At 71.3% G+C, this 3105-nt stretch carries 3 protein-coding genes and 1 pseudogene; 3 read left to right on the top strand and 1 reads right to left on the bottom strand.

Going from position 1 to position 3105, the window contains the following annotated elements:
• Positions 1-270: pseudogene (locus PROKR_RS33405) on the bottom strand (acetylxylan esterase); the annotation flags it as partial.
• A 303-nt stretch (positions 271-573) separates the two neighbouring features.
• Here PROKR_RS33405 and pdhA point away from each other — a divergent pair.
• The 3 genes from pdhA to PROKR_RS01385 all read left to right on the top strand — a co-directional run.
• Positions 574-1743, top strand: coding sequence for a pyruvate dehydrogenase (acetyl-transferring) E1 component subunit alpha (pdhA, locus tag PROKR_RS01395; RefSeq protein ID WP_245605661.1), 1170 nt, complete (start codon positions 574-576; stop codon positions 1741-1743).
• A 5-nt stretch (positions 1744-1748) separates the two neighbouring features.
• A complete protein-coding gene (locus PROKR_RS01390; protein ID WP_084800195.1) occupies positions 1749-2783 on the top strand; it encodes an alpha-ketoacid dehydrogenase subunit beta in 1035 nt (344 codons plus the stop codon).
• An 18-nt stretch (positions 2784-2801) separates the two neighbouring features.
• A partial coding sequence (locus PROKR_RS01385; protein WP_036959070.1) for a biotin/lipoyl-containing protein occupies positions 2802-3105 on the top strand: 304 nt, incomplete at its 3' end.

Genomic DNA, 3105 nt, shown 5'->3' with positions numbered 1-3105 from the left:
CGGCAGGGCGAGCCAGCCGCGCAGCCGCAGCCCGTCCGCGCCCGCGTGCTCCACCTCGTAGAGGTCGTGCGTGCCCTCGCGGCCGAGCGACGTCAGCCGCGGTTCGGGGCGTACCGCGCGCGAGGCCGCGAACCAGCCGTTCCACAGCTCGGCGAAGCCTGCGGGCGCCGGTGCCGGCGCCACGGCGAGCAGGGAATCCCGGTCGTACCCGTAGGTGCCGTCGATCGGGGCGTCGGGAAACCAGCCGGCATACGGATCGGGCAGGGGCATCGGACCAGTATCGGGTCGGGTCCCGGCGAGACGCGGACGCCGCGCGGACGGTGGGGCGGCCCTGTTTCCGAGACCCGGTCGCACCCTTGGTGGGTTTCGACAAACGCTTCCCGGAGAGATTGGGGGACATCGCGGCAGACCAACCTACGGAGCCGTAGCCTACGCTTGCGTAGGCTACGACAGCGTAGGTTGCGGATCGGCCAAATTTCCGGCTGGACCCGTGCCAGGATGGAAAGGTCCCCGGAACGGGCCGGGCGTCTCCGCACCAGCGGGCGCTCGCGTCCGCAGGTGAAGGAGGAAAGTGTGACTACCACCAACGGCTCCAACGAGGCGATCCCGACGTTGCAGCTACTCGATCCCCGAGGGAGCCGCGTCACGACGCGCGGCACCAAGGGCTATCGCGACCGCGCCGCCGCCCTGACCACGGAAGACCTCCGTGGCATGTACCGCGACATGGTCCTGACTCGCCGTTTCGACGACGAGGCGACCTCGCTCCAGCGGCAGGGCGAGCTCGCCCTGTTCGCGCCTGCTCGTGGCCAGGAGGCCGCGCAGGTCGGCAGTGCCTACGCGCTGCGGACGCAGGACTACGTCTTCCCGTCCTACCGGGAGCACGGCGTGCTGCACGTCCGCGGGCTGGACCCTGTCGACCGGCTGCGGTTCTTCCGCGGATCGGACCACGGTGGCTGGAACCCGACCCAGCACAACACCGCGGTCTACACCATCGTGATCGGCGCCCACGCGCTGCACGCCGTCGGCTACGCCATGGGCGTCCAGCGGGACGCCACCCCGCACGACAAGCACGACGGCACCGCCGTGATCACCTACTTCGGTGACGGCGCCACCTCGCAGGGCGACGTCAACGAGGCCATGGTCTACGCGGCGGTGAACGAGGCGCCGGTCGTGTTCTTCCTGCAGAACAACCAGTGGGCCATCTCGGAGCCCACCACCCGGCAGACGAGGACCCCGCTGTACCGCCGCGGCGAGGCGTTCGGCATGCCGAGCCTGCGGGTCGACGGCAACGACGTGCTCGCGGTGTACGCCGCGACCCAGGAGGCGCTCGAGCGGGCCCGCAACGGCGAGGGCCCGAGCTTCATCGAGGCGTTCACCTACCGCATGGGTGCGCACACCACGTCTGACGACCCGACGCGCTACCGCACCAGCGACCAGGAGGAGGAGTGGCGGCGTCGCGACCCGATCGACCGGCTCGGCACCCTGCTGCGCGCCGAGGGCGGGCTCGACGACGACTTCGAGGCCGAGATCAAGGCCGCGGGGGACGAGCTGGGCGCGAAGCTGCGCACCGGCGTCCGTGCCCTCGACGGCGGCCCCGCCGTCTCGAGCACCTTCGACGACGTGTACGCCACGCCGCACGGCGTCGTCGCCGCAGAACGGGCCTGGTACGAGGCCTACGACGCCGGTGACCCGCCGGCACCCCAGTACGCGATCGCGGAGTCGGCCCAGGGAGGCGCACGATGACAACCATGGCGGAACGAACGCAGACCACATCAGGGGGCGCCCCGGAGCCGGCGTCGGGCACCCAGACGCTGACGATGGGCAAGGCGATCAACGAGGGCCTGCGCGCCGCCATGCGGCGCGACGACAAGGTCATGCTCATGGGTGAGGACATCGGCCCCCTCGGCGGTGTCTTCCGCGTGACCGACGGCCTGCAGGCGGAGTTCGGCGAGCGGCGCGTGGTGGACACGCCCCTCGCGGAGTCCGGCATCGTCGGCACCGCGATCGGCCTGGCGATGCGCGGCTACCGGCCGGTCTGCGAGATCCAGTTCGACGGGTTCGTCTTCCCGGCGTTCAACCAGATCACCACGCAGCTCGCCAAGATTCACAACCGGACGCGCGGGGCCGTGCAGATGCCCGTCGTGATCCGCATCCCGTACGGCGGCGGCATCGGCGGCGTCGAGCACCACGGGGAGAGCCCGGAGGCGCTGTTCGCGCACACCGCGGGTCTGCGGGTGGTCTCGCCGAGCACCCCGCAGGACGCCTACACGATGATCCAGGAGGCCATCGCCTCCCCGGACCCCGTGATCTACTTCGAGCCGAAGAGCCGCTACTGGGGCAAGGGGCCGGTCGACCTGGGCGCGCCCGTCGGCACGGACACGCTCAACGCGGCCCAGGTCGTCCGCCAGGGCACCGACGTCACGCTGGTCGCGTACGGCCCGTCGACGGTGACGGCGCTCAAGACCGCCGACGCCCTCGCGGAGGAGGGCCGGTCCGCCGAGGTGATCGACCTGCGCGCCATCTCGCCGATCGACACCGCGGCCGTGGTGGCCAGCGTCCGCAAGACGGGCCGCTGCGTGGTCATCCACGAGGCGCCCGTGTTCTTCGGTGCCGGCGCCGAGATCGCGGCGCGGGTCACCGAGGAGTGCTTCTACGCGCTGGAGGCCCCCGTGCTCCGCGTGGGCGGCTTCCACACCCCGTACCCCGTGGCCAAGCACGAGCACGAGTACCTGCCCAGCGTGGACCGTGTGCTCGACGCCGTCGACCGTGCCTTCGCGCACTGACCCAGGAGTGAACCGAGAGTGAGTTCGAACATCCAGCGGTTCCCGCTCCCTGACGTCGGTGAGGGCCTCACCGAGGCCGAGATCGTCGAGTGGCAGGTCGCCGTCGGCGACACCGTCGAGGTGAACCAGACGATCGTCGAGATCGAGACGGCCAAGTCGCTCGTCGACCTGCCGTCGCCCTGGAACGGGACCGTCTCCGCGCTCCTCGTCGAGTCGGGCACCACCGTCGACGTCGGCACCCCGATCATCGAGATCACGGTGTCCGACGGCGCCGGTGCGCCCGCCCCGGCGTCGAACGGCACCACGGCCGCGGGGGCACCTG

The organism is Promicromonospora kroppenstedtii DSM 19349, from assembly GCF_000515355.1.
In the GTDB taxonomy this organism is placed as follows: domain Bacteria; phylum Actinomycetota; class Actinomycetes; order Actinomycetales; family Cellulomonadaceae; genus Promicromonospora; species Promicromonospora kroppenstedtii.
The sequence above is the reverse complement of the archived record's forward strand: the minus strand, read 5'-3'. Positions and strand labels throughout refer to the sequence as shown.

Excerpts from the sequence above, each read along its gene's own strand:
- PROKR_RS01390 (WP_084800195.1), top strand. The coding sequence starts at position 1,749 with ATGGCGGAACGAACGCAGACCACATCAGGGGGCGCCCCGGAGCCGGCG.